The following is an 18,900-nucleotide window of genomic DNA, read 5'->3' as shown; positions in this document are numbered from 1 at the left end:
CGGTGGAGTGCGTCGCGTGGTCCTTTCGCAGTGTTGGACAGTGGTCGGCGGTGGATGGTTGTACCCGGCCGGGGAATTCCCCTTTGTTCGAACGCAGTTGTCGAAAAACGATGCCCGGTCGGTCCGCGGGCGCGGGCGGCACAACGGCCGGTCCCCGGCGCCGGAGGGGCGCCGGGGACCGGCCGGGAGCAGGGGGACGGGGGGTCAGCCGCCGTTCGCGAGGACCTTGAGGCGGGTGAGCGTGCCGTTGAAGCGGTTGCGGTCGCCGACCGAGTGGCCCGAGGAGGTGTGCTGCCAGATGCTGTGGTACTCCCAGCCGCGCGGCAGCGAGCCCACGGAGGAGCCGTAGCGGGGGATCCACAGCGGATTCGTCCGGCCGAACTTGCCGGAGTTGCCGGTGCACTGCTTCCACCAGTTGGTGGACGTGTAGATGACCGGGTAGCGGCCGGTCTCCTCCCGGTAGGTCCGCACGAAGTCGCGGATCCAGCGGACCATGGCCTTGTGGCTCTTGCCGTAGCAGGTCGCGCCGTAGGGGTTGTACTCCATGTCGAGCGCGCCGGGCAGCGTCCTGCCGTCCCTGGACCAGTCGCCGCCGTGCTCGGAGAAGTACTCCGCCTGGGAACGGCCGCTGGAGTGGTCGGGCAGCGCGAAGTGGTACGCACCGTGGATCATGCCGGAGGAGTACGAGCCCCTGTACTGCTGCGCGAAGTAGGGGTTGCGGTAGCTGGTCCCCTCGGTGGCCTTGACATATGCGAAACGCACCCCGGACCTGCGCAGCGCCGGCCAGCTGACCTTGCGGTTGTGGCTGGAGACGTCGACGCCGGACACGGCCCTTCTGGACGACGACTGCGGCGCGAGGCCTCCCGCCCGGATGCTGCTGCCCTCGTGGGCCGCGATGGTGGAGCCCATCCAGTCCTGCTCGGGGTGTGCCGGTCTCTTGGCATCCGACGCCGTGGCGGAGCCGGGCAGCGCGAGGGGCAGAGCGAGCACGGAGAGAAGAGAGACGAGAGTTCCGGCCGCAAGAGGGACTGTACGGCGGGCCGGACCGGATCTGCGCAAGGGCATCGCATGCCTCCGAAGGCCTTCGGTTGAGTCAGGTTCGGCAGCTTTTGAGCAGAATCCTGCCGATAAGAGACTTATACGCAGAACTGCCTGACGCTATGACCCAACAGGCCGTCAGTCCGCCGACCGGCCCCGCATCTCACCCGTCTGGCGGCCGCACCCGGCCGCCCGCTCCCCCTCGGGCCGCCCGTGCGTCGCACGACAGAGCGAAGCGGGCCCCGGCACTGCCGGGACCCGCTCCACCGCGCAGCGGCGAACGCGCCATTCCGCCGCTTCGCAAGCTGCCATATGCAGAGCCTGTCGGCTCGCTTGTGCGGTCGTCTTACCCGTGGCCTCGTCGGCCTGGGCCGGCCGGGAGGGCCGGCGACGGCTCATCGGCTCCGTCGGCTCAGTAGGCCGAGTTGACCTTGTCGATCGAGCCGTAGCGGTCGGCCGCGTAGTTGGCGGCCGCGGTGATGTTGGCGACCGGGTCGGTGAGCTTCTTGGGCGTGCCGGACACGTGGTAGGTGTCGAAGGTGGGCTGGATCACCTGCAGCAGGCCCTTGGACGGCACACCGTTGACGGCGTTGACGTCCCAGTTGTTGACGGCGTTGGGGTTACCGGCGGACTCCCGCATGATGTTGCGGTGCAGGCCCTCGTAGGAGCCGGGGATGCCCTTGGCCTTCATGATGTCGAGCGACTGACGGATCCAGCCGTCGAGGTTGTTCGCGTAGCCCTTGACGCCGGTGCGCTCGGTGGAGCGGCTGGTGGCCTGCTCGGCGCTGCGCTGCTTGGCGACGTCGGCGACCTTGGTGTGGCCCGCGGCGGAGGCGGTCACGGCGCGGCCGGTCTTGGCGTCGTCGGCCTTGCCCGGCTGGCCCTTCGCATCGACGGGCTTGACCGCGGCCGGGGCGTGCGCGGACGCCGCCTGGGCGGTGTCCGGAGCCGAGGTGGCGGCCAGGCCCGAGGTGGCACCCGCGGCGGCCAGGACGGCCACGGCGATCTTCTGGGTGCGGGTGATGCGGGTCATGCGGGGCAGGGTGAAGCTAGGCATGCAGATTGACCTCTTCCAGGTACTGGGGACGGGGAGGCGGCCTTTTTGGCGGCGCGTTCCGCACCGGAGGTCTTTGTCGCGATCGCCGTGGGGCGTGAGTCGCAAACTCGCTCTCAGTGCGTCGGAATCCATGGTTAACGCCGGTCCCGAATCGAGGCAATGGTGCTCGATACTACTCATCTTCGTGAGGTAAACCCGGAACCCTGAAGTAATAAGCGTTTCTGGCGGCGTTGGCCCGGAATGGCCGCATGGAAATCAACTAGGCAGTCTCGTAAGTGACGTACGTCGCGTGCGCCGAGTCACCCGAGAGCGCCCGCAAAAGCCTTTCGACGGCCCGGATAAGTTGCCTGGGTCACACCGGAATTACCGGCCTCCGGGGCCGCCCGCGGCGCCGGCTGCGGCCGTTCGTCCGGGCGTCTTCGCGACGGGACGGCGCCGGGAAATCCTCAAATGTGGTGCGCTGCACTGCGTCCGGGACCCAATGGGGCGGCAATTGTGCGCTGATTCACGAGCGGGTGCGGAGTCCGGCGCCACGGAATCCATGGATCGGCGCCCGGAGGGCCCGCGTGCGCACGGGCCCTCGGCGCGTGGCAGCTCAGGCGATACGGCGGTGCCGCTGGTCCGTTCGCAGCAGCGCCCGGAGCTGTCGCATGACTACGGACCCCCCGCTCCACGAAGGTGACACCGCACACAGTCATCACTCATCGTAGGGACGTGCTCATGCTCCGTCGTCTCACCGTCGTTCTCACCGGCCTTCTGGTCTCCGGCTTCCTCGCCACGGGAGTTGCCGCCGCCGCGCCCGCCGACGGACCCCCGCAGCGCGGCTGGCACCGCCAGCACCCGCTCACCCCCAGGGAGCGGGAAGGGCTGCGCATCGCAGGCCAGATCCTCGACACGCTCTTCGGCGGAGACCGGGTGCGCGGCGACCGCTTGTGACGTGTGGTGCCGGGCATCGGTGCCCGGGCCGGCCGCCCAGGCCACAAACGGCAGTGGCCCCGCCCGCGCGATGCGGGCAGGGCCACTGCCGTTGCTGTTCCGGTGCCGCTCCGCGGCACCGGTGTCAGTCCGCCACGACCGTCCGCACGGTCGCGTCTTCCCGGCTCAGTAGGCCGAGTTGACGTTGTCGATCGAGCCGTACCGGTGGGCCGCGTAGTTGGCGGCGGCGGTGATGTTGGCGATCGGGTCGGTGAGCTTCTTGGGCGTGCCGGACACGTGGTAGGTGTCGAAGGTGGGCTGGATCACCTGCAGCAGGCCCTTGGAGGGCACGCCGTTGATGGCGTTGATGTCCCAGTTGTTGACGGCGTTGGGGTTGCCGCTGGACTCCCGCATGATGTTGCGGTGCAGGCCCTGGTAGGAGCCGGGGATGCCCTTGGCCTTCATGATGTCGAGCGACTCGCGGATCCAGCCGTCGAGGTTGTTCGCGTAGCGCTTGGGGGCGGCCTTCGGCGCCGCCTTGGGGGCGGCGGACTTGGGCGAGGCTATGACCTTGCGCTCGGCGGACCGGCTGGCGGCCTGCTTGGCGGTGTGGCCCTGCTTCTCGACGGCGGTGACCTTGAGACCGTCGGCGACGGACGAGGCGAGCTGCCGGCCCTTCTTGCCGTCGTCGGCGCGGTCCTTCGCGGTGAGCGGAAGGCCGTTGGCGCTGACGGGCTTGACCGCGGCCGACGCGTGGCCGGCGGTGGTCTCGGCGTCGCTCGGCGCCGCGGTGAACGCCAGGGCGGCCGCGCAGCTCGCGGTCGCCACCACTGCCGCGGAGACCTTGTGTGCACGGGTGAGGTGGGTGGGGCGGCGCAGGGTGAAGTTGGGCATGAGGTGACCTCTTCCAGGGCTTGGTGGCGGGGGGAGACGGCCTTCGGTTGGCGCGTGAGACCGAGGGTCGGTGGCCGCGTTCGCCGCTCTGGCTGAGATCGCAGGCGCTTCTCGGTGCTACGCCGAACATGCTTAGCGAGCGCCCTGGATGGAGGCAAAGGTGCCTTGTACTACCTATCTTCGTGAGATGGAGTGAGATGTCCGTTGTAAATGCCGGAATTCGCGCTCAGCGCGGGGAATGGCAACGACTAAACCCGCTCGTACGTGACGTACGTCGCGTGCCGGGCATCACCCGGTGCCGCCCGCGATGACCTCTCCGCGTCCCCTGGAAGTTGCCTGGCTCACACCGGGGAAGCCGCAATCCGCCGATGCCGGAAGGGCATGACGGAGAAGGACGCGACAACGCGCGCGCCCCCTGTGGAATGCGAAGTCCACAGGGGGCGCGCGTACGCGGGATGGAGGGGCGCGGGCGGGTCAGGATTCAAGGAGACGTGCCGCGAGATGCTCGATGCGGTCGTGCCACGCATTCCGCGCGGCGTCCGCGTCGAAATCGCGCGGGCCGGCCTGGGTGAGGACGAGCCGGGCGCCGTGGCCGGTGCCCCGGCCCAGCTCCCACCGGACCGTGCCGTCCGGGTGCCAGCGATAGGCGAGCACCGTGGGGGCCCGCACCTCGGTGACGGGCCCGGCCGGCGCCTGCCCCGCGGTGAAGCCCGCCGGCGCGGGCGCGCCTTCCGTGGGTTGGTCCCCCGAGGCCAGCGCCGCCCAGACGGCCTCGGCGGGCCGTACGAGCTGGCGCTCGAAGCGCACCAGCGGGCCGTCCGGGGTGTCCTCCACCACGCCCTGTCCGAGATCGAACTGCTCCACATACGCCTCGTGCAGCTCCCCGGTGTCCCGGGGCACGGCCGTCGGCGCGCCGTCGAGCAGCTGCGAGAGCGCGGTGAGGCACAGGTGCCAGCCGGAGGCGAAGCTCGCGCCGCCGAAGCGGTCGCCGAAGGTGTGCACCAGGGTCAGCAGCGAGCCGTCGCCGTCCGGTGTGATCTCCCAGCGCAGATGGTCCTCGCCCCAGGTGAAGGCGAACAGCCGGGGCTCCTCGGCGTCGGTGACCGTGCCGGTCATGGCGATGTCGCTCACCCCGGGCATGGTGAAGGTCATCGCCCCGCCGGGCCGGAGCTCCACGGTGACCTCGGAGGGGAACCACTGCCCGATGTGGGCCGGGTCGGTGATCGCCGACCAGACCTTCGTGGGCGGATGGGCGAGTCTGCGCTCCATGCGCAGGGCGTGCCGGCCGTCGCCGGCGGGGGTGAGGCTGTCGGAGTGCGGGTTCATCGGGGGTCGTCCTCCATGGCGTCGAGATGGCGTTCCAGGGCGTCGAGGCTCCCGGTCCACAGATGCCGGTAGTGCGCGAGCCAGGCGTCCAGCTCCGCCAGCGGCTCGGGCCTGAGCTCGTACCAGCGGCGCTGGGCGTCCTGCCGGACCCGGACCAGGCCGGCCTCGCGCAGCACCCGCAGATGCTTGGAGGTGCCCGGCTGGCTCAGCCCGAGCTGCTCGGTGAGCTCGCCGACCAGCCGGGGGCGCTCCAGGAGCAGGTCGAGGATCCTGCGCCGGCTCGGTTCCGCGAGGACGTCGAACGGTAGGGGCATGAGGTCAGTATGCGTCTGTAGTTATATAACCGCAAGGGAATGTGATCCGGGCGGGCTCATGACCTGGCCTGGGCCCATGACCTGCGCGTGGCCCATGACCGAGCGTGGCTCATCACCGGACGCGGATCATGGCCGGGTGTGGCTCATACGCACGCCGGATCGGCGGCCGGAGTCTCCTCGCGGGCCACCGGCGCGAGGCAGGGGGCCGAGCTCAGCGGCCCATCGGTGAAGAACCGCGCCGCCAAGTCCGCCACGTCCCGGGGGCGTTCGAGCACCACCCAGTGATCGGCGTCCGGAATCGTCAGGAAGCGGCTGCCCGCGATGGTGGCCGCGAAGTCCCGCTGCCGGGCCGGGGAGGTCACCGTGTCGTGCTCGCCGCTGAAGACGAGGGCGGGGATGCCGGTCAGGCCGCCGGAGAAGTCCGGGCGGTCCGAGAGCCCGCGGCGCAGCGAGTCGACGGCGTGCCGGGAGTTCCGGGCCGCCTGCAGCATCGAGCGCCGGACATAGCGGTAGGCCAGCCGCCGGTGCACGACGTGCCGGCGGTCGTCGAGGCACATCAGCCCCTCGGCGACCAGGGTGGCGAAGGTCTCGGTGTCGCCGTGCGCGAGATGGTCGGAGGCCCGTCGCCACAGCTCCCGCTGCGCCTGGCTGATGTGCGCCGGAACCCCGCCCAGGGCGAGGCGCGCGATGCGTCCGGGGAAGCGGCGGGCGCATCCGTAGGCCAGACCGGCGCCGTAGGAGAAGCCGAAGAGGTTGATCCGCGGGACGCCCAGATCCTCGATGATGCCCTCGATCGCCGCGCACACCACATCGATGCTCGGCCCCGGGGGAAGCGGGTCGGCGCTCCCCATGCCGGGCAGGTCGGCGGTCACCACATCGGCGAACGGCCCCACGTGATCTTCCATCTGCGGCCAGCCGAACATCCCCTGCAGCGCGCCGCCCAGCACCAGCACGGGCTCGGTGATCCGCTCCGGCTGCCGCAGCCGCCGGTAGGAGTAGGACACTCCGCGCACCGACAAGGAGCGGATCGTTTCCTCGGACATGTCAGATTTCCTTCTCGGGGCACCGGCGGGAACGGGCGGGCCAGACGGGACGTCGCGGACGCGGCCTAGCGGGTCAGCACCAGTGCGGCGTTGTGCCCGCCGAAGCCCAGGGACGTCTTGACCGCGCACTGGAACGCCGCCTGCCGGGCCTCCGTGTGGACCACCTCGACGGGGATCCGCGGGTCCACCACCTCCAGGTTGGCGGTCGGGGGCACCAGCTGCTGTTCCAGGGCGAGCACGGTGAGCACGGTCTCGATCCCGCCGGCGGCGCCCAGCGCGTGCCCGGTCATGGCCTTCGTCGAGGTGACCAGGGGGTGGTCGCCGAGGACCCGCTGCAGCGCGGCGGCCTCGATGTGGTCGTTGGCGACCGTCGAGGTGCCGTGCGCGTTGACGTGGCCGACGTCGCCGCCCGCCACCCCGGCGTCCGTCAGCGCGGCGCGCAGCGCCCGCTCGATGCCCTTGCCCTCGGGGTCGGGCGCCACCGCCGCGTAGGCGTCGCTGGACGCGCCGTAGCCGCGGATGTGGGCGCGTACCGGGGCGTGGCGGGCCCTGGCGTGCTCGGGCCGCTCCAGCACCAGGAGCCCGGCGCCCTCGCCGACCACGAAGCCGTCCCGGCCCGCGTCGAAGGGGCGGCACGCGGCGGCCGGGTTGTCCCGGCGGGTGGAGACCGCCTTCATCTGGCAGGCGCTGGCGATCAGCAGCCGGGACAGGACCGACTCCGCCCCGCCGGCGATGGCGATGTCGCAGACCCCGGCGCGCAGCAGCTGGTGCGCGGTGCCCAGGGCGACGGTCCCGGAGGAGCAGGCCGTGGCCACGCCCATGCTGGGGCCGTGTGCGCCGACGTCCATGCAGACGCTGCTGGCGGCGCTGTTGACGACGGTCAGCGGGGCGAGCTTGGGGGAGACCCGGCGGGCGCCGCGCCCGGCCATGGCGACGTGCTGCTCGTCGTAGAACGGCAGCCCGCCGTGCGCGGAGCCGATCACCACGGCGACCCGGCTGCTGTCCCAGGACTCCGGGTCGAGCCCGGCGTCGGCGACGGCCTCCCGGGCAGCGATCACCGCGAGCTGCGAGAAGCGGTCCATCAGCCGCTGGGCGGCCACACCGAGCAGTTCGGTGGTGTCCAGGCCGGTGATGGTGTACATGAAGTCGCAGGGCAGGTCGGCGAGTTCTTCTTGGTGGGACACCCCGCCGGGCACGGTTTCCTGGGTGACGGCGTGCCAGGTGGCCTTCGCCCCCACGCCCGCCGCGGTCACCAGTCCCAGCCCTGTCACGGCCGCGGAGAACGGCTCCTGGCGGGCCGTCATGCCGGCACGGTGCCGTCGACGGCCGCCACCAGCTGGCCCACCGTGTTCCGCGGGGTCAGCGTCACCTCGTCGAGGTCGATGTCCAGCCGTTCCTCGATGAGGACGCGGAGCTCCTCCAGCGCCAGGGAGTCGAGGCGCAGGCTGCGCAGCGGAGCCTCCTCGGCGATGTCGACCGGGGCGACCCCGAATCGCTGGACCAGCAAGGTGTTGACAACTTCTGCCGCATTCACGTGGCGCTCCTCCGCTTGTCGTAGGCGATGCTGCCAACCGCGTCGTGGGCGGGATTTCACCGGCGGCTCCGGCTGGTTTGACCACCCTTTATACGCCTTTGTCCCGATGACTCCCCAACCTTGGTAGCTCAATGGGGTGATGAGCGCACCGGGGTGGCCAGGGAGTCGTCGCCTCGTCCTGCGGACGCCGCGGAGAGCACCTACGTACGTAACGCCGCGGACCGGCGGGAGGTACGGGCCGCGGGTCGGCGGACTGCGGAGGGCCTGCGGCGTCAGGCCCGGTCGAGGGCGCTGGTCACCCGCCCCAACAGGCCCTGGAGGGTGCGGAGTTCCTCGATGGTCAGGCCGGTGGCGGCCAGCATCCTGCGGGGGACGGGCAGGGCGGCCTCGCGCAGCTCGTCGCCGGCGGGGGTCAGGTGGATGGTGACCGAACGCTCGTCCTCGGTGCTCCGCTCGCGGCGCACCAGGGCGGCCGTCTCCAGGCGTTTGAGGAGCGGGGAGAGGGTGCCGGAGTCCAGCCGGAGCCGTTCGCCGATGGCCTTGACCGGCTGGGAGCCGTGTTCCCACAGGACCAGCATGACCAGGTACTGGGGGTACGTCAGGCCCAGATCCTTGAGGGCGTCGCGGTAGACGCCGCCGAAGGCCCGCGAGGCGGCGTGCAGCGAGAAGCAGACCTGGTGGTCGAGGCGGAGCAGTTCGGAGTCGGGCACCGGGGGCCTGGTGGCGGAGGTCATGGGTCCAGGTTAGCTCGCCGAATCATTTAGTTGTGCACAATCGAGTTGCGGGCAATTTAAATGTGTGTCACTGTGATGCCTGTCGGCGGCCGGGAAGCGGCCGCCGCGCCACCGAAGGGGAACTGTGATGGACGCGCTGTACACCGCTGTCGCCACCGCCAACGGCCGCGAGGGCCGGGCGGTCAGCTCCGACGGCCAGCTCGACCTGGCCCTGGCCATGCCGCCGGCCCTCGGCGGCAACGGCGCCGGCACCAACCCGGAGCAGCTCTTCGCCGCCGGTTACGCGGCCTGCTTCGCCAGCGCGATGAGCAACGTCGGCCGCCAGATGAAGCTCGACACCAAGGACGTCTCGGTCACCGCCGAGGTCTCCATCGGCAAGGACGACACCGGCTTCGGGCTGGCCGTCGTCATGCGCGTCGAGCTGCCGGACGCCCTCGCGGGCGAGACCGGGCGGCAGCTGGTCGAGGCGACGCACCAGTTCTGCCCGTACTCCAAGGCCACCCGCGGCAACATCGACGTCGAGCTGGTCGTCGAGTAGCCGAGCGGCGCGCCCGGCGGACCGGCCCCCGCGACCACCGGGGCCGGTCCGCCGCGCACGTACGGCTCGGACCGCGGGCGAGCCGCCGTGCGCTCTCCTCAGGCGTCCTCGGCCGCGTACACCCGGCTCCCCCCGACGAACGTCTGCAGGACGCGGGTCGTGGCGATCTCCTCGGTGGGCCCGTCGAAGGGGTCGCGGTCCAGGACCACCAGGTCGGCGAGCTTTCCGGGCTGGATGGTGCCGGTGTCGTCGAGGTGGTTGGCGTAGGCGCTGCCGGCCGTGTACGCGGCGAGTGCCGAGCCCAGGTCGATGCGCTGTTCGGGGAGGAAGACCGGCGCCGAGGGCGGCCCGTCGGGCACCCGGCGGTTGACCGCGACATGCAGTGCGGCGATCGGGTCGGGCGAGCTGACCGGCCAGTCGCTGCCCGCCGCCAGGGTGGCGCCCGAGCGCAACAGGTCGCCGAACGGATACTGCCACGCGGCCCGTTGGGCACCCAGGAAGGGAATGGTCAACTCGTCCATCTGCGGTTCGTGGGCCGCCCAGAGCGCCTGGATGTTCGCCGTCGCGCCCAGCCTGCGAAAGCGCGGGACGTCGTCGGGGTGGACCACCTGGAGGTGGGCGAGGTGCGGCCGGGTGTCGCGCCACCCGTTCGTCCGCCGGGCCGCCTCGACCGCGTCCAGCGCCTCGCGTACGGCCCGGTCGCCCAGGGCGTGGAAGTGCACCTGGAAGCCCTCGGCGTCCAGCAGGGTGACGTAGGTCCGCAGGTCCTCGGGGTCGATGAACGAGATGCCGCTGTTGTCGGAGGCGCAGCCGCAGGCGGTGAGGTACGGGGTGAGCATGGCGGCCGTGTGGTTCTCGGCGATGCCGTCCTGCATGATCTTGACGCTGGTCGCCCGCAGTCGTCCCCCCGTCAACTCCTTCCGGCGGGCGATGAGTTCAGGGATCTGCTCCAGGCCGCGGGACCGTTCCCACCACAGCGCCCCCGTGACCCGCGCGGTGAGCTTCCCGTCGTCGCGGATCGCCGTGTACGCCGGGGCGGGGTCGGCGCCTCCGGGGCCGCGGCCCAGCATCGCGTCCTGCCAGGCGGTCACCCCGTACGCATGGAGCAGGCGCTGCGCCCTGAGCAGGCCGGCGGTCTGCTCGGCGAGCGTCGCCGCCGGGATCAGGTCGCCGACCAGCTGCATGGCCCCCTCCTGCAGCATGCCGGTCGGGTGGCCGTCGGCGTCCCGCTCGATGCGGCCGTCGGCCGGGTCCGGGGTACGGGAGGTGATCCCGGCGCGCTCCAGGGCGCGGGAGTTGGCCCAGCCGCCGTGGTGGTCGCGGTTGACGAGGAACACCGGGCGGTCGGGGACGAGGGCGTCCAGGAACTCCCGGGTCGGCATGCCGCCGGGGAACGCCTCCAGGGACCAGCCGCCGCCGGTGATCCACGCCGCCTCCGGATGCGCCGCCGCGTACGCGCCGATCAGGTCGCGGTACGCCTCGGCGGTGTCGGCCGCGCTCAGATCGCACAGCGCCAACTCCAGCCCCCCGCCGACCGGATGGACATGGGCGTCCTGGAAGCCGGGGACGAGCAGCTTGCCGCGCAGGTCGACGACGTCCGTGGCCGGCCCGATCAGGCCCTGGACGTCCGCGTCGTGTCCGACGGCGACGATGCGGTCCCCGCGTACCGCCACCGCGCTCGCACGGGTGCGCGCGGCGTCGACGGTGTGCACGGGACCGGAGACGAAGACGAGGTCGGCGGGGCCGTCGCCGGTGACGGCCTCCGGAGTGGGTTCGGGGGCCGCGGTGGTGCTGAGATCCATACGGGCGTCGCTCCAGATGTGTGAGGTGGGTGGGGTGCGGGTCGTGTACGTGGTGACGGATGTGCCGCGTCGGCGTCGTCCGGGCCTTCGGCGGCGCGGGTGTGCGGTCAGCCCTCCGACGGGCTGGGGAGCGCGGTGTCCGCGTCCATCGGGAGGCTGATCGTGTCGGCGTCCGTGCCCCGGCCGGTGCGGAAGTACGGGGCGCGGCGCACCCACTTGGCCCAGGCGGCGGTGGCCAGGCCCAGCGCGATGAACAGCGCGGGCAGCAGCAGCATGAACCAGCCGTTGTCGGGGCTCGCCTCGAAGTGGTCGCTCATGGTCGCGTAGTCCCATACGAGGTAGCCGCCGAGCCCGAACAGCGTCAGCGCGCTCACCGCCGGGACGATCACGTCGCGCAGGGCGCGCACCGCTCCGCCGCGCAGGCTGTCGCGGAAGCGCACGGCGCAGGCGAGCGCGGTGAGCCCGTAGTAGAAGGCCACGGTCAGCCCGATCGAGTTGACGGCCGTCAGGATCATGTCGTTGAGCTTGGGAATGCCGACCGCGAGCACGGCGAGCAGCGCGGCGAGAGCCATGATCAGCAGGGTGCCCACGGCGGGCGAACCGTAGCGCGGGTGAACCCGCTGCCACACCGGGCCCAGGGTCCGGTCGCGAGCCATCGCCAGCGCCCCGCGGGCGGTGGGGATGACGTTCGACTGGAGCGAGGCGAAGGCCGAACACATCAGCGCGGCCAGGGGCAGCGAGGCCCAGGGTTCCGGCGCCAGTCGACTGCCGAGGAAGGTGAGCGCCTGCGGCCCGTTGTGGACGAGTTCGCCCGTGCTCATCACCCGCTGGAAGGCGAGCGCACCGATGAGGAACAGCCCCAGCATCGCCACCAGCGCGATCAGTCCGCCGCGGGCGGCGTCGGTGGAGTTGTGGGTCTCCTCGTTGACGCTGAACGCGGCGTCCCAGCCCCAGTAGAAGAACACCGCCAGCACCATCCCCTGTGCCAGCGCCTGGGGCGAGGAGATCTCGAAGGGGTTGAGCCAGGACAGCGAGAACGGCTGGTCGCCGATGGCGAGGGCATAGCCGCAGAAGAGCAGCAGGACCGCGTACTCGAAGATCAGCAGCCACATCTGCAGCCGGGTCGCGGCCCGCACGCCCGTGATCGCGGTGATCGTGACGACGACCAGCGCGACCAGCCCGACGGTGGTGCTGATGCCGGTCGACCCGGGATCCAGCCGGAGCCCCCCGATGCTGTGCAGGCCCATCTTGTTGAGGAACTGGAGCACGACGGAGCCGGTCACCGCGCCCGTGTACGCCATGAAGATCACGCTGCCGACCAGCACCACCCACCCGGTCAGGAACCCGGGCCAGGGGCCGATGGACCGGCCCACCCAGGTGTAGCCGCTGCCGCAGTTGGGTTCGATGCGGTTGAGCCGGGCGTACGACAGCGCGATGCCGAGGATGGGCACGAAGGCCAGCAGCAACAGCGCGGGCGTCTGCCGCCCGGTGTACGCGGCCAGGGTGCCCATCCCGATACCGATGCTGGTGGTCGCCGCGGTACTCGACGCGGCGATCGCCACCCCGTCCTTCACCCCCAGCGAGCGGCGCATTCTCGCCGGGCCGGGGTCCTGCTGCACTGCGGAAGGCATGGCACTCACTCCTTGGACGGCGGGCCGGACCGTCTCGGCCGGGCCAGGGGGACGGGAGGTGCGGGGGAGGGGTCGCGGGGCAGGACGGCGCGCGCCGGGACCGGGGTAGCGGGCCGGCGACGTCGTACGGAAGGGGGTGGTGCGGGATGGGCACCGCGGTGATCCGTGGGTGTGTCCGCCGATGAAACCGTCCTGTTCACCTTGTGTCAACGGTGTTGACGTAACCTCGTGGTTAACCTGGCTGCGACAGGGCCCGCGGGCCGGGGCGGAGTGGAGCGGAGGGGTTTCGGCGTGGCGGAGAGCGAGCGCGTCCCGACCGAGCGCAAGCGGCGCCGGCCGACGAGTTCCGGGGTGGTCCTGTCGGCCGACCTCATCGTCGACGCCGCCCGCGAACTGATCGACGCGCAGGGGGCGCAGGCGTTCACCGTGCGCAGACTCGGCGCGGCCCTCGGCGCCGACCCGTCCGCCGTCTACCGCTACTTCCGCAACACCGAGGACCTGCTGCTGGCCCTGGCCGACCGCCTCATCGGCGAGTCCATGGCCGGCTTCACGTCCACCGGCGACTGGGCCGCCGACCTGCGCGACCTCGGACTGCGGGCCTACCGCTCCGCGCTGCGCCACCCGCAGATCGCCGTGTTCAGCACCGTCCGGGTCACGGGCCGGCCGCACGAGCAGCGCGCGGTCGACACCGGCATCGGCCTGCTGCTCCAGGCCGGGTTCGACGAGGCCGCCGCCGTCCGCCACTACCACGCACTGGTCGACACCGCCCTCGGCCACGCGGCCCTGGACGCCGGCGCGCTGCGGCTGGCGCCCGCCCAGCGCGCGGCCGACGAGCAGACCTGGCAGAACGGGTACGCCGAACTGCCCGCGGACGAGTTCCCCAGCCTGCACCGCGTACGGGAGCACCTGCCCGCCATGGCCGGCTCGGCCGTCGAGCCCGCGCTCGACCTGCTCATCGCGGCCCTGCGGCGGGCGGTGGAGCAGCCCGGGGCATGACGGGGACGAACCGGGCATGTCGTGCGCCCGGGTGCAAACATGGGGCATGCCCTTTGCACGGCGGACGGAGCTGCGCGGCCGACGGGAACCGAGCCGTGCCCTGGTGCTGATCCCGGTCGGGCTGATCGTGGCGGTCTGCGTGATCGACGTGCTCGCGCCGCCCGACATCCACCTGGGGCCGCTGCTCGTCGCGGCACCCGCGATCACCGCGGCCTTCGCCGGACCCCGCCCGACCGCGGCGATCGGCGCACTGGCGGTGGCCGCCCAGGTGTCCATCGGCATCGCCCGCGGGGTGCTGTTCACCGCGAACCTGCAGGCCCAGATCGCCGCGCTGGTGGTCGTCTCCGGGCTCGTCGTGCTCTTCGCCGTCGTACGCGACCGCAACGAGCGACGGCTCACCCAGAGCCGCTCGGTGGCCGCGGTCGCCCAGCAGGTGCTGCTCCGGCCGCTGCCCGCGCGCAGCGGCGCCCTGGAGATCGCCTCCTTCTACCTGGCGGCCGAGGAGGAGGCGGAGATGGGCGGTGACCTGTTCGCGGCGGCGCGCACCACCAGCAGCACCCGGCTGATCATCGGCGACGTCCGCGGCAAAGGGCTGCCCGCCTACGGTCACGCCGCCCTCCTCCTCGGCGCCTTCCGGGCGGCCGCCCACCGCCAGGCCACCCTGCCCCGACTGGCCGTCCACCTCGACGGCGCCGTCCGCTGGGACAGCAGCCAGTGGTACGACGCACCGGGCGCCGGGGCCGGGGCGCAATCGGGGGCCGGGCCGAACCCCGGCCCCGGCCCTGATCCCGGCCCTGACGCCGCCTCCCGCCCGGACGCTCCGGCCCCCGGTCCTGCGCCTGCCCCCGACCCCGACAGCGACGAGACCTTCGCGACCGTCGTGCTGCTGGACATCCCCGACCGCTGGCCCGTGCTGCGCCTCATCAACTGCGGCCACCCACCCCCGCTGCTGCTGCGCGACGGGCGGGCCACCCCCTTGTACGGTGCCCGGACCGCGCTCCCGATCGGCCTGGGCGGCCTGGCCGGGGACCCGGACTACGAGGTCGAGACGTTCCCCTTCGAGCCGGGTGACCTCCTGCTGCTCCACACGGACGGGGTGAGCGAGGCCCGCGACGACCAGGGCACCTTCTACCCCCTGGCCGAGCGTGCCGGCGCCTGGAGCGAGGACAGTCCGCGGCAGGTGCTGCGCCGGCTGCGCGCGGACCTCCTGGCCCACACCGACGGCAGGCTCGGCGACGACGCCGCCGCGGTCGCGGTCCGCCGCCTGCCCAGCAGGCCGCCGGACTCCGCGGCCCTCGCCGATCCGGAGGATCCGATCCCACGGGGATGAAGTACGTCACGCCTCGAATTTCCGACAATCCCGGGCATGTCTCGGGTGCACAACGCCCGAAATGCCAATGACCAGGCGTTTCATTCCCCTTTCCGGTGTCACGCAGAGTAAGCGACCGATCGGTATCCCGTTCCCCCCGGCCCGGCCCCCTCCCTCTGACGCTTCCTCAGTGCCGTCCCGCTTGATAAACACGTCCGCATCATCCGCACGTGGTACAGGACGCGCACCATGATCGACCGCAACACCTCTGACCACCAGATATTCGAGCTGGACCTCGCCGCCCACGAATCGCAGCGGCGCACCGAGATCCTCGCGGCGCTGGGCGAGAGCTGGGACCCCGTCGCGGTGCTGGAGGGCGAGGACGAGGCGTACCGGCTCCTCTACTCGGGCCTGGACGCGGAGCAGCAGGCCACCTACGACATGCTGGTCGCCGCCGAGGTGCTGCCGGGCCCCGGGCGGGCCTGAGTATGCGGCTGCCCCTCGATCCCACCGCCGACATCGGCCGCCGGGCCTGGGTCCCCTGCCCCGGCTGCGCGGACCACCTGGACTGCGGAACCTGCCTCGACGGCCGCACCTGCGGCGATCACTGGCGCTACCTCCTGTCGAACCAGGGCAGCGTGCTGCATCTCCAGTGCCCCAACTGCACCCACCTGTGGACCTGGCAGTCGGGCTTCGGAGCCGGCGGCCGTACCCACGGCTGACGCCCGTACCGCCCTCCCGCCGACGGCCGCCCCCTGACCCCACGGCGGCCTGCGGGCTCCGGTCGGTGCGCCGGACGACCGCCGGCGGTAGCGTGCCGTTCATGGAGCTGCACGCGCGATCGCTCTGGCTGCTGACCGAGCCGCTGCACGCGGTCTGCTACTTCGACGACGGGTGCCGGGCCCTGGGCAAGGACCTCGGCCTCAAGGGCTTCTGGATGGGGTACTTCGCCTCGCGCACGGCCCCCTTGGGCGCCGTGGAGCCCGCGGCGGCGACGGCCGTGCTCGGGGTGTTCGCCCCGGGGATGGTGGCCCGCGCGCTCCCCGCGGCCTGGAGCGTCGTCAGCCCGGCGCATGCCCTCGACGAGCGCGGCAGCCGGGCGGCCCACGCGCTGCGCGCGATCGACCCCGAGCTGGAACGCACGGCGGCCGGACTGCTGCCTCCGCTCCGGACGATCGTCGACGAGGCCCCGGCCGTCGCCCGCCCCCTGTTCGCCGCCAACCGCGCGCTGTGCGATCACGCCGACCCCGTCGAGCGCCTGTGGCAACTGGCCACGACCGTGCGGGAGTTCAGGGGCGACGCACACCTCGCCGTACTCGCCGACGAGGGCCTCGACGGCTGCGAGGCGCTGGTCCTGGCCGCCGCGTCGGGCCGCGTCCCCCGGGACACCATGCGGCAGGACCGCGGCTGGAGCGAGGAGGAGTGGGCCGCCGCCGCGGACCGGCTGCGCGCCCGCGGGCTCGTGGACGCACAGGGCGAGGCGACCGATCACGGCCGACGGGAGCGCGAGCGCATCGAGGTGGCGACCGACCGGCTGGCGGCACGCCTGCTGCGCCCCCTGCCCGAGACGGCGGCCGAGGAGCTGCTGCACACCCTCGAACCCCTGGTCCGGCGCCTCCTGGCCGCGGACGTGCTGCCGTTCCCCAACCCGATCGGCCTGCCGCACCTCGACGACCCCGCGCCCGGCGGCGGCGACCCCGCGGACCGCTAACCCAGGCGCTTCCCGGCCTCCTTGAGCTTCTGCGCCAGATCCACCGTGTCGGAAGCGGGCGGCGCCTGGACCCTGACCGGCTTGTTGACGTCGAAGAACCGTATGGTCAGGTCCAGCGGACCCTGGGCGGCCCGCGCCCGCTCACGGAACTTCACCGTGCGGTCGCCCGGACCGACCCACATGTCGAGGTGCAGCTTGCTCACCCCGAGCTGCTGGTACTGCTCCAGCACCTTCTCGCGGCGCTCGGCGTCCAGCGCGGTCCTGGGGGCCCGCTTGTTCAGCAGGTCCGCCACCTCGACCACCCCGGCGTAGTGCGTCGTCCGCACCCCGTCGACGGTCTCCTCGCCGACCTTCTCGACGTCGTCGGACTGGGGGAGCAGGGATGCCTGCGCCGCCGGGTCCTGGTCGGCCTGCCGCTGCATCCCCCCGAGGCCGCCGGCTTCCTCGCCCTTCATGGCGAACTTGATCCAGTGCTTGCCGTCCATCTCGGCCGCCGCTCGGCCGCCCCCGCCGAGATACATCGCGTCCCCGACCAGCCGCACCGAGAACTCGCCCTCCTCCTTGCCCCCGGTGGCCTTCATCCGCATGTCGATGGCGCGCGGGCGGATGCTGAACGCCACCTTGCCGTCGATCGTCCCCTGCCCCGGGACCTTGCCGGAGAGCCGGTACGAGACGGAGGTGAGCCTGGCCCCCTTGTTCACGGCCTTCTGCACCGCGGCGACCGGCGTCGCGCGGAGGTCCCCCGACGCGGCGGTGCGACCGCCGGACGCGGTGCAGGCTGCCGTACCGCCCAGCACGGCACCGGTGAGCAGTGCCGCTGTGACGCGGGACGAAAAACGGGAAAAATGAGTCACGGTCCCCCCCATGAGCACATGGAACGATGAAAGTGTCATCGATCATGACAGTAGCCCACGGCACCGACAATCCGCGTTGAGTATCCGAGCGAGCGTCTGACCAGGGAATATGACATCCCGATCAGGCCGGGGGCGGTCGGGGACGGCGCACCGGGGTGATTGTCATCTGGTGGTTCGATGGGTGCCTTTGGGTGCTTTGCCGAATCAGATCGGGACACCTCTGCCCAAGAGCCGTTGAATGGGTATGGATCCTAGAGAGTTGTGGGACCGCAACGCCGTGCTGGCAGAAGCGTTTTGTCTGGGCGATGAGCGGGTGCGCGAGGCGCAGGCCAGACTTGACGAGGCGCAGGCGGACCGGTCAAGGGTTTTGGCGGCGTTCGCGGTGACGGTGGGCAGTACCGGCGCGGTGGCCGGTCTGTTCGGGCTGAACGAGCGGGAAGTGCGGATCGCCCGGCGTACGGTCGGCAAGGAGGACGCCCGCGCCGTCGCCGACGAGCTGCTGGCGACCGCCACTCCCGCCGCCGCGCCGCCCCGGGAACCGGAGGAGACCGCGCCGGCGCCGGATCCCGTCGCCGATTACTCTCACCAGAACCCCCCTGCCGGAACCCGCGCCACCGGCCTGCCCCGCGAGGGAGTCGGCGCCACGGCGGAACAGACCTGGTCCCCGGCCATGGACGCGGTCCTCATCGGCAGTTGGCAGACCGGCGTGGATCTGCGCGAACTCGCCACGGAATTCGGACTGGACCTCACCCGCCTGGTCACCCGTGCCCAGCAGCTCTCGGCGCAGGGGCGGTTCTACCCCGGCCCTGCGGAGACCCATGCGGGACGCCACCGGCGCGGTCCCGGGGAGGTGCACGAGTCCGAATACAGCATCCCCGCGCAGCAGACGGCCGCCTGGAACGCGACCGCGCACGCGGGGCACCCGATGGCGTCCGGCTGGCACACCGGAACGATGCCGACCGCGGAGCCCGTCCCGGACATGACCGCCCTGGCCTCGGAATGGGACAACGCCCTGGCCCCCTGGGGGACGCTCGCGCCCTCCCACGAGGATGCCGCACCCGCCCATCAGCCCTGGGCCCAATACCACCTCAGTTCCTGACGCCACACACTCACTTGTGATCCGTACGAACCCGCCTCGCGGTCCTCACCGGCCCCGCCGGGGCGACGCGTCCCCGCCGGACGTCCTGAGCGGGGACGAGAAGAA

General features: G+C 72.0%; 20 protein-coding genes. 8 read left to right on the top strand and 12 right to left on the bottom strand.

Annotated features, from left to right (window positions below; translation table 11 throughout):
• Window positions 1-204 precede the first annotated feature (204 nt).
• Together K7396_RS03515 and K7396_RS03510 are read right to left on the bottom strand one after the other, a co-directional pair.
• The gene (locus K7396_RS03515; protein WP_086721406.1) at window positions 205-1,065 is read right to left on the bottom strand and encodes a lysozyme; all 861 of its coding nucleotides are present in this window, start codon (window positions 1,063-1,065) and stop codon (window positions 205-207) included.
• A 385-nt stretch (window positions 1,066-1,450) separates the two neighbouring features.
• Window positions 1,451-2,095 (bottom strand): transglycosylase SLT domain-containing protein, encoded by a 645-nt coding sequence (locus K7396_RS03510; RefSeq protein ID WP_174886808.1) that lies wholly within the window; start codon window positions 2,093-2,095, stop codon window positions 1,451-1,453.
• A gap of 720 nt (window positions 2,096-2,815) precedes the next feature.
• Here K7396_RS03510 and K7396_RS03505 point away from each other — a divergent pair.
• Window positions 2,816-3,031 carry a hypothetical protein gene (locus K7396_RS03505; protein WP_086721408.1) on the top strand — a complete coding sequence of 72 codons (216 nt, stop codon included), beginning with the start codon at window positions 2,816-2,818 and terminating at the stop codon, window positions 3,029-3,031.
• Window positions 3,032-3,196: 165 nt separating this feature from the next.
• Here the strand turns inward: K7396_RS03505 and K7396_RS03500 are convergent, their stop codons facing one another.
• The 7 genes from K7396_RS03500 to K7396_RS03470 form a co-directional block, all read right to left on the bottom strand.
• A complete protein-coding gene (locus K7396_RS03500) occupies window positions 3,197-3,904 on the bottom strand; it encodes a transglycosylase SLT domain-containing protein (RefSeq protein ID WP_086721405.1) in 708 nt (235 codons plus the stop codon).
• A 474-nt stretch (window positions 3,905-4,378) separates the two neighbouring features.
• Entirely contained in the window at window positions 4,379-5,230 is an 852-nt protein-coding gene (locus K7396_RS03495; RefSeq protein ID WP_086721404.1) for an SRPBCC family protein, read from the bottom strand.
• Window positions 5,227-5,544: an ArsR/SmtB family transcription factor gene (locus K7396_RS03490; protein ID WP_086721403.1), complete on the bottom strand. Its 318-nt coding sequence runs from the start codon at window positions 5,542-5,544 to the stop codon at window positions 5,227-5,229. Before K7396_RS03490 ends, K7396_RS03495 begins: the two co-directional genes overlap by 4 nt.
• A gap of 143 nt (window positions 5,545-5,687) precedes the next feature.
• A complete protein-coding gene (locus K7396_RS03485) occupies window positions 5,688-6,587 on the bottom strand; it encodes an alpha/beta fold hydrolase (RefSeq protein WP_086721402.1) in 900 nt (299 codons plus the stop codon).
• Window positions 6,588-6,652: 65 nt separating this feature from the next.
• Window positions 6,653-7,891, bottom strand: a complete 1,239-nt coding sequence (locus tag K7396_RS03480; RefSeq protein ID WP_086721401.1) for a beta-ketoacyl-[acyl-carrier-protein] synthase family protein — start codon at window positions 7,889-7,891, stop codon at window positions 6,653-6,655.
• Complete coding sequence (locus tag K7396_RS03475; protein WP_086721400.1) at window positions 7,888-8,121, bottom strand: acyl carrier protein; 234 nt, start codon at window positions 8,119-8,121, stop codon at window positions 7,888-7,890. The genes K7396_RS03480 and K7396_RS03475 overlap by 4 nt, the downstream gene beginning before the upstream one ends.
• A gap of 272 nt (window positions 8,122-8,393) precedes the next feature.
• Window positions 8,394-8,855, bottom strand: coding sequence for a MarR family winged helix-turn-helix transcriptional regulator (locus tag K7396_RS03470; RefSeq protein ID WP_086721399.1), 462 nt, complete (start codon window positions 8,853-8,855; stop codon window positions 8,394-8,396).
• Between the two features lie 127 nt (window positions 8,856-8,982).
• Here K7396_RS03470 and K7396_RS03465 point away from each other — a divergent pair, with 127 nt between their 5' ends.
• Window positions 8,983-9,393 (top strand): organic hydroperoxide resistance protein, encoded by a 411-nt coding sequence (locus tag K7396_RS03465; protein ID WP_086721398.1) that lies wholly within the window; start codon window positions 8,983-8,985, stop codon window positions 9,391-9,393.
• 98 nt (window positions 9,394-9,491) lie between these two features.
• Here the strand turns inward: K7396_RS03465 and K7396_RS03460 are convergent, their stop codons facing one another.
• Both K7396_RS03460 and K7396_RS03455 read right to left on the bottom strand, forming a co-directional pair.
• Window positions 9,492-11,195, bottom strand: coding sequence for an amidohydrolase (locus K7396_RS03460; RefSeq protein WP_086721397.1), 1,704 nt, complete (start codon window positions 11,193-11,195; stop codon window positions 9,492-9,494).
• A 107-nt stretch (window positions 11,196-11,302) separates the two neighbouring features.
• A complete protein-coding gene (locus tag K7396_RS03455; RefSeq protein ID WP_223659601.1) occupies window positions 11,303-12,826 on the bottom strand; it encodes an APC family permease in 1,524 nt (507 codons plus the stop codon).
• A 291-nt stretch (window positions 12,827-13,117) separates the two neighbouring features.
• Here K7396_RS03455 and K7396_RS03450 point away from each other — a divergent pair, with 291 nt between their 5' ends.
• From K7396_RS03450 to K7396_RS03430, 5 genes are all read left to right on the top strand, one after another.
• A complete protein-coding gene (locus K7396_RS03450) occupies window positions 13,118-13,822 on the top strand; it encodes a TetR/AcrR family transcriptional regulator (RefSeq protein WP_152104207.1) in 705 nt (234 codons plus the stop codon).
• 46 nt (window positions 13,823-13,868) lie between these two features.
• Entirely contained in the window at window positions 13,869-15,152 is a 1,284-nt protein-coding gene (locus K7396_RS03445; protein ID WP_170314246.1) for a PP2C family protein-serine/threonine phosphatase, read from the top strand.
• Window positions 15,153-15,380: 228 nt separating this feature from the next.
• Complete coding sequence (locus tag K7396_RS03440) at window positions 15,381-15,617, top strand: DUF6400 family protein (protein WP_086717764.1); 237 nt, start codon at window positions 15,381-15,383, stop codon at window positions 15,615-15,617.
• Window positions 15,618-15,619: 2 nt separating this feature from the next.
• Entirely contained in the window at window positions 15,620-15,853 is a 234-nt protein-coding gene (locus K7396_RS03435) for a hypothetical protein (protein ID WP_086717761.1), read from the top strand.
• Window positions 15,854-15,954: 101 nt separating this feature from the next.
• Window positions 15,955-16,842 carry an SCO6745 family protein gene (locus K7396_RS03430; RefSeq protein ID WP_086717795.1) on the top strand — a complete coding sequence of 296 codons (888 nt, stop codon included), beginning with the start codon at window positions 15,955-15,957 and terminating at the stop codon, window positions 16,840-16,842.
• Here K7396_RS03430 and K7396_RS03425 read toward each other — a convergent pair.
• Window positions 16,839-17,696, bottom strand: a complete 858-nt coding sequence (locus K7396_RS03425; protein ID WP_223659599.1) for a hypothetical protein — start codon at window positions 17,694-17,696, stop codon at window positions 16,839-16,841. The two genes, K7396_RS03430 and K7396_RS03425, sit on opposite strands and share 4 nt — an antisense overlap.
• 238 nt (window positions 17,697-17,934) lie before the next feature.
• On the opposite strand from K7396_RS03425, the gene K7396_RS03420 reads away from it, so the two are divergent.
• A complete protein-coding gene (locus K7396_RS03420; RefSeq protein ID WP_223659597.1) occupies window positions 17,935-18,795 on the top strand; it encodes a hypothetical protein in 861 nt (286 codons plus the stop codon).
• Window positions 18,796-18,900 lie beyond the last annotated feature (105 nt).

The organism is Streptomyces angustmyceticus (genome assembly GCF_019933235.1).
Classification (GTDB): domain Bacteria; phylum Actinomycetota; class Actinomycetes; order Streptomycetales; family Streptomycetaceae; genus Streptomyces; species Streptomyces angustmyceticus.
Note: the sequence above shows the minus strand (reverse complement) of the source record. Positions and strands in the feature narration are given on the sequence as shown.

Coding starts and splice junctions, on each gene's coding strand:
- K7396_RS03515 (WP_086721406.1), bottom strand. CDS start 1,065: ATGCCCTTGCGCAGATCCGGTCCGGCCCGCCGTACAGTCCCTCTTGCG.
- K7396_RS03510 (WP_174886808.1), bottom strand. CDS start 2,095: ATGCCTAGCTTCACCCTGCCCCGCATGACCCGCATCACCCGCACCCAG.
- K7396_RS03505 (WP_086721408.1), top strand. CDS start 2,816: ATGCTCCGTCGTCTCACCGTCGTTCTCACCGGCCTTCTGGTCTCCGGC.
- K7396_RS03500 (WP_086721405.1), bottom strand. CDS start 3,904: ATGCCCAACTTCACCCTGCGCCGCCCCACCCACCTCACCCGTGCACAC.
- K7396_RS03495 (WP_086721404.1), bottom strand. CDS start 5,230: ATGAACCCGCACTCCGACAGCCTCACCCCCGCCGGCGACGGCCGGCAC.
- K7396_RS03490 (WP_086721403.1), bottom strand. CDS start 5,544: ATGCCCCTACCGTTCGACGTCCTCGCGGAACCGAGCCGGCGCAGGATC.
- K7396_RS03485 (WP_086721402.1), bottom strand. CDS start 6,587: ATGTCCGAGGAAACGATCCGCTCCTTGTCGGTGCGCGGAGTGTCCTAC.
- K7396_RS03480 (WP_086721401.1), bottom strand. CDS start 7,891: ATGACGGCCCGCCAGGAGCCGTTCTCCGCGGCCGTGACAGGGCTGGGA.
- K7396_RS03470 (WP_086721399.1), bottom strand. CDS start 8,855: ATGACCTCCGCCACCAGGCCCCCGGTGCCCGACTCCGAACTGCTCCGC.
- K7396_RS03465 (WP_086721398.1), top strand. CDS start 8,983: ATGGACGCGCTGTACACCGCTGTCGCCACCGCCAACGGCCGCGAGGGC.
- K7396_RS03460 (WP_086721397.1), bottom strand. CDS start 11,195: ATGGATCTCAGCACCACCGCGGCCCCCGAACCCACTCCGGAGGCCGTC.
- K7396_RS03455 (WP_223659601.1), bottom strand. CDS start 12,826: ATGCCTTCCGCAGTGCAGCAGGACCCCGGCCCGGCGAGAATGCGCCGC.
- K7396_RS03445 (WP_170314246.1), top strand. CDS start 13,869: ATGCCCTTTGCACGGCGGACGGAGCTGCGCGGCCGACGGGAACCGAGC.
- K7396_RS03440 (WP_086717764.1), top strand. CDS start 15,381: ATGATCGACCGCAACACCTCTGACCACCAGATATTCGAGCTGGACCTC.
- K7396_RS03435 (WP_086717761.1), top strand. CDS start 15,620: ATGCGGCTGCCCCTCGATCCCACCGCCGACATCGGCCGCCGGGCCTGG.
- K7396_RS03430 (WP_086717795.1), top strand. CDS start 15,955: ATGGAGCTGCACGCGCGATCGCTCTGGCTGCTGACCGAGCCGCTGCAC.
- K7396_RS03420 (WP_223659597.1), top strand. CDS start 17,935: ATGGGTATGGATCCTAGAGAGTTGTGGGACCGCAACGCCGTGCTGGCA.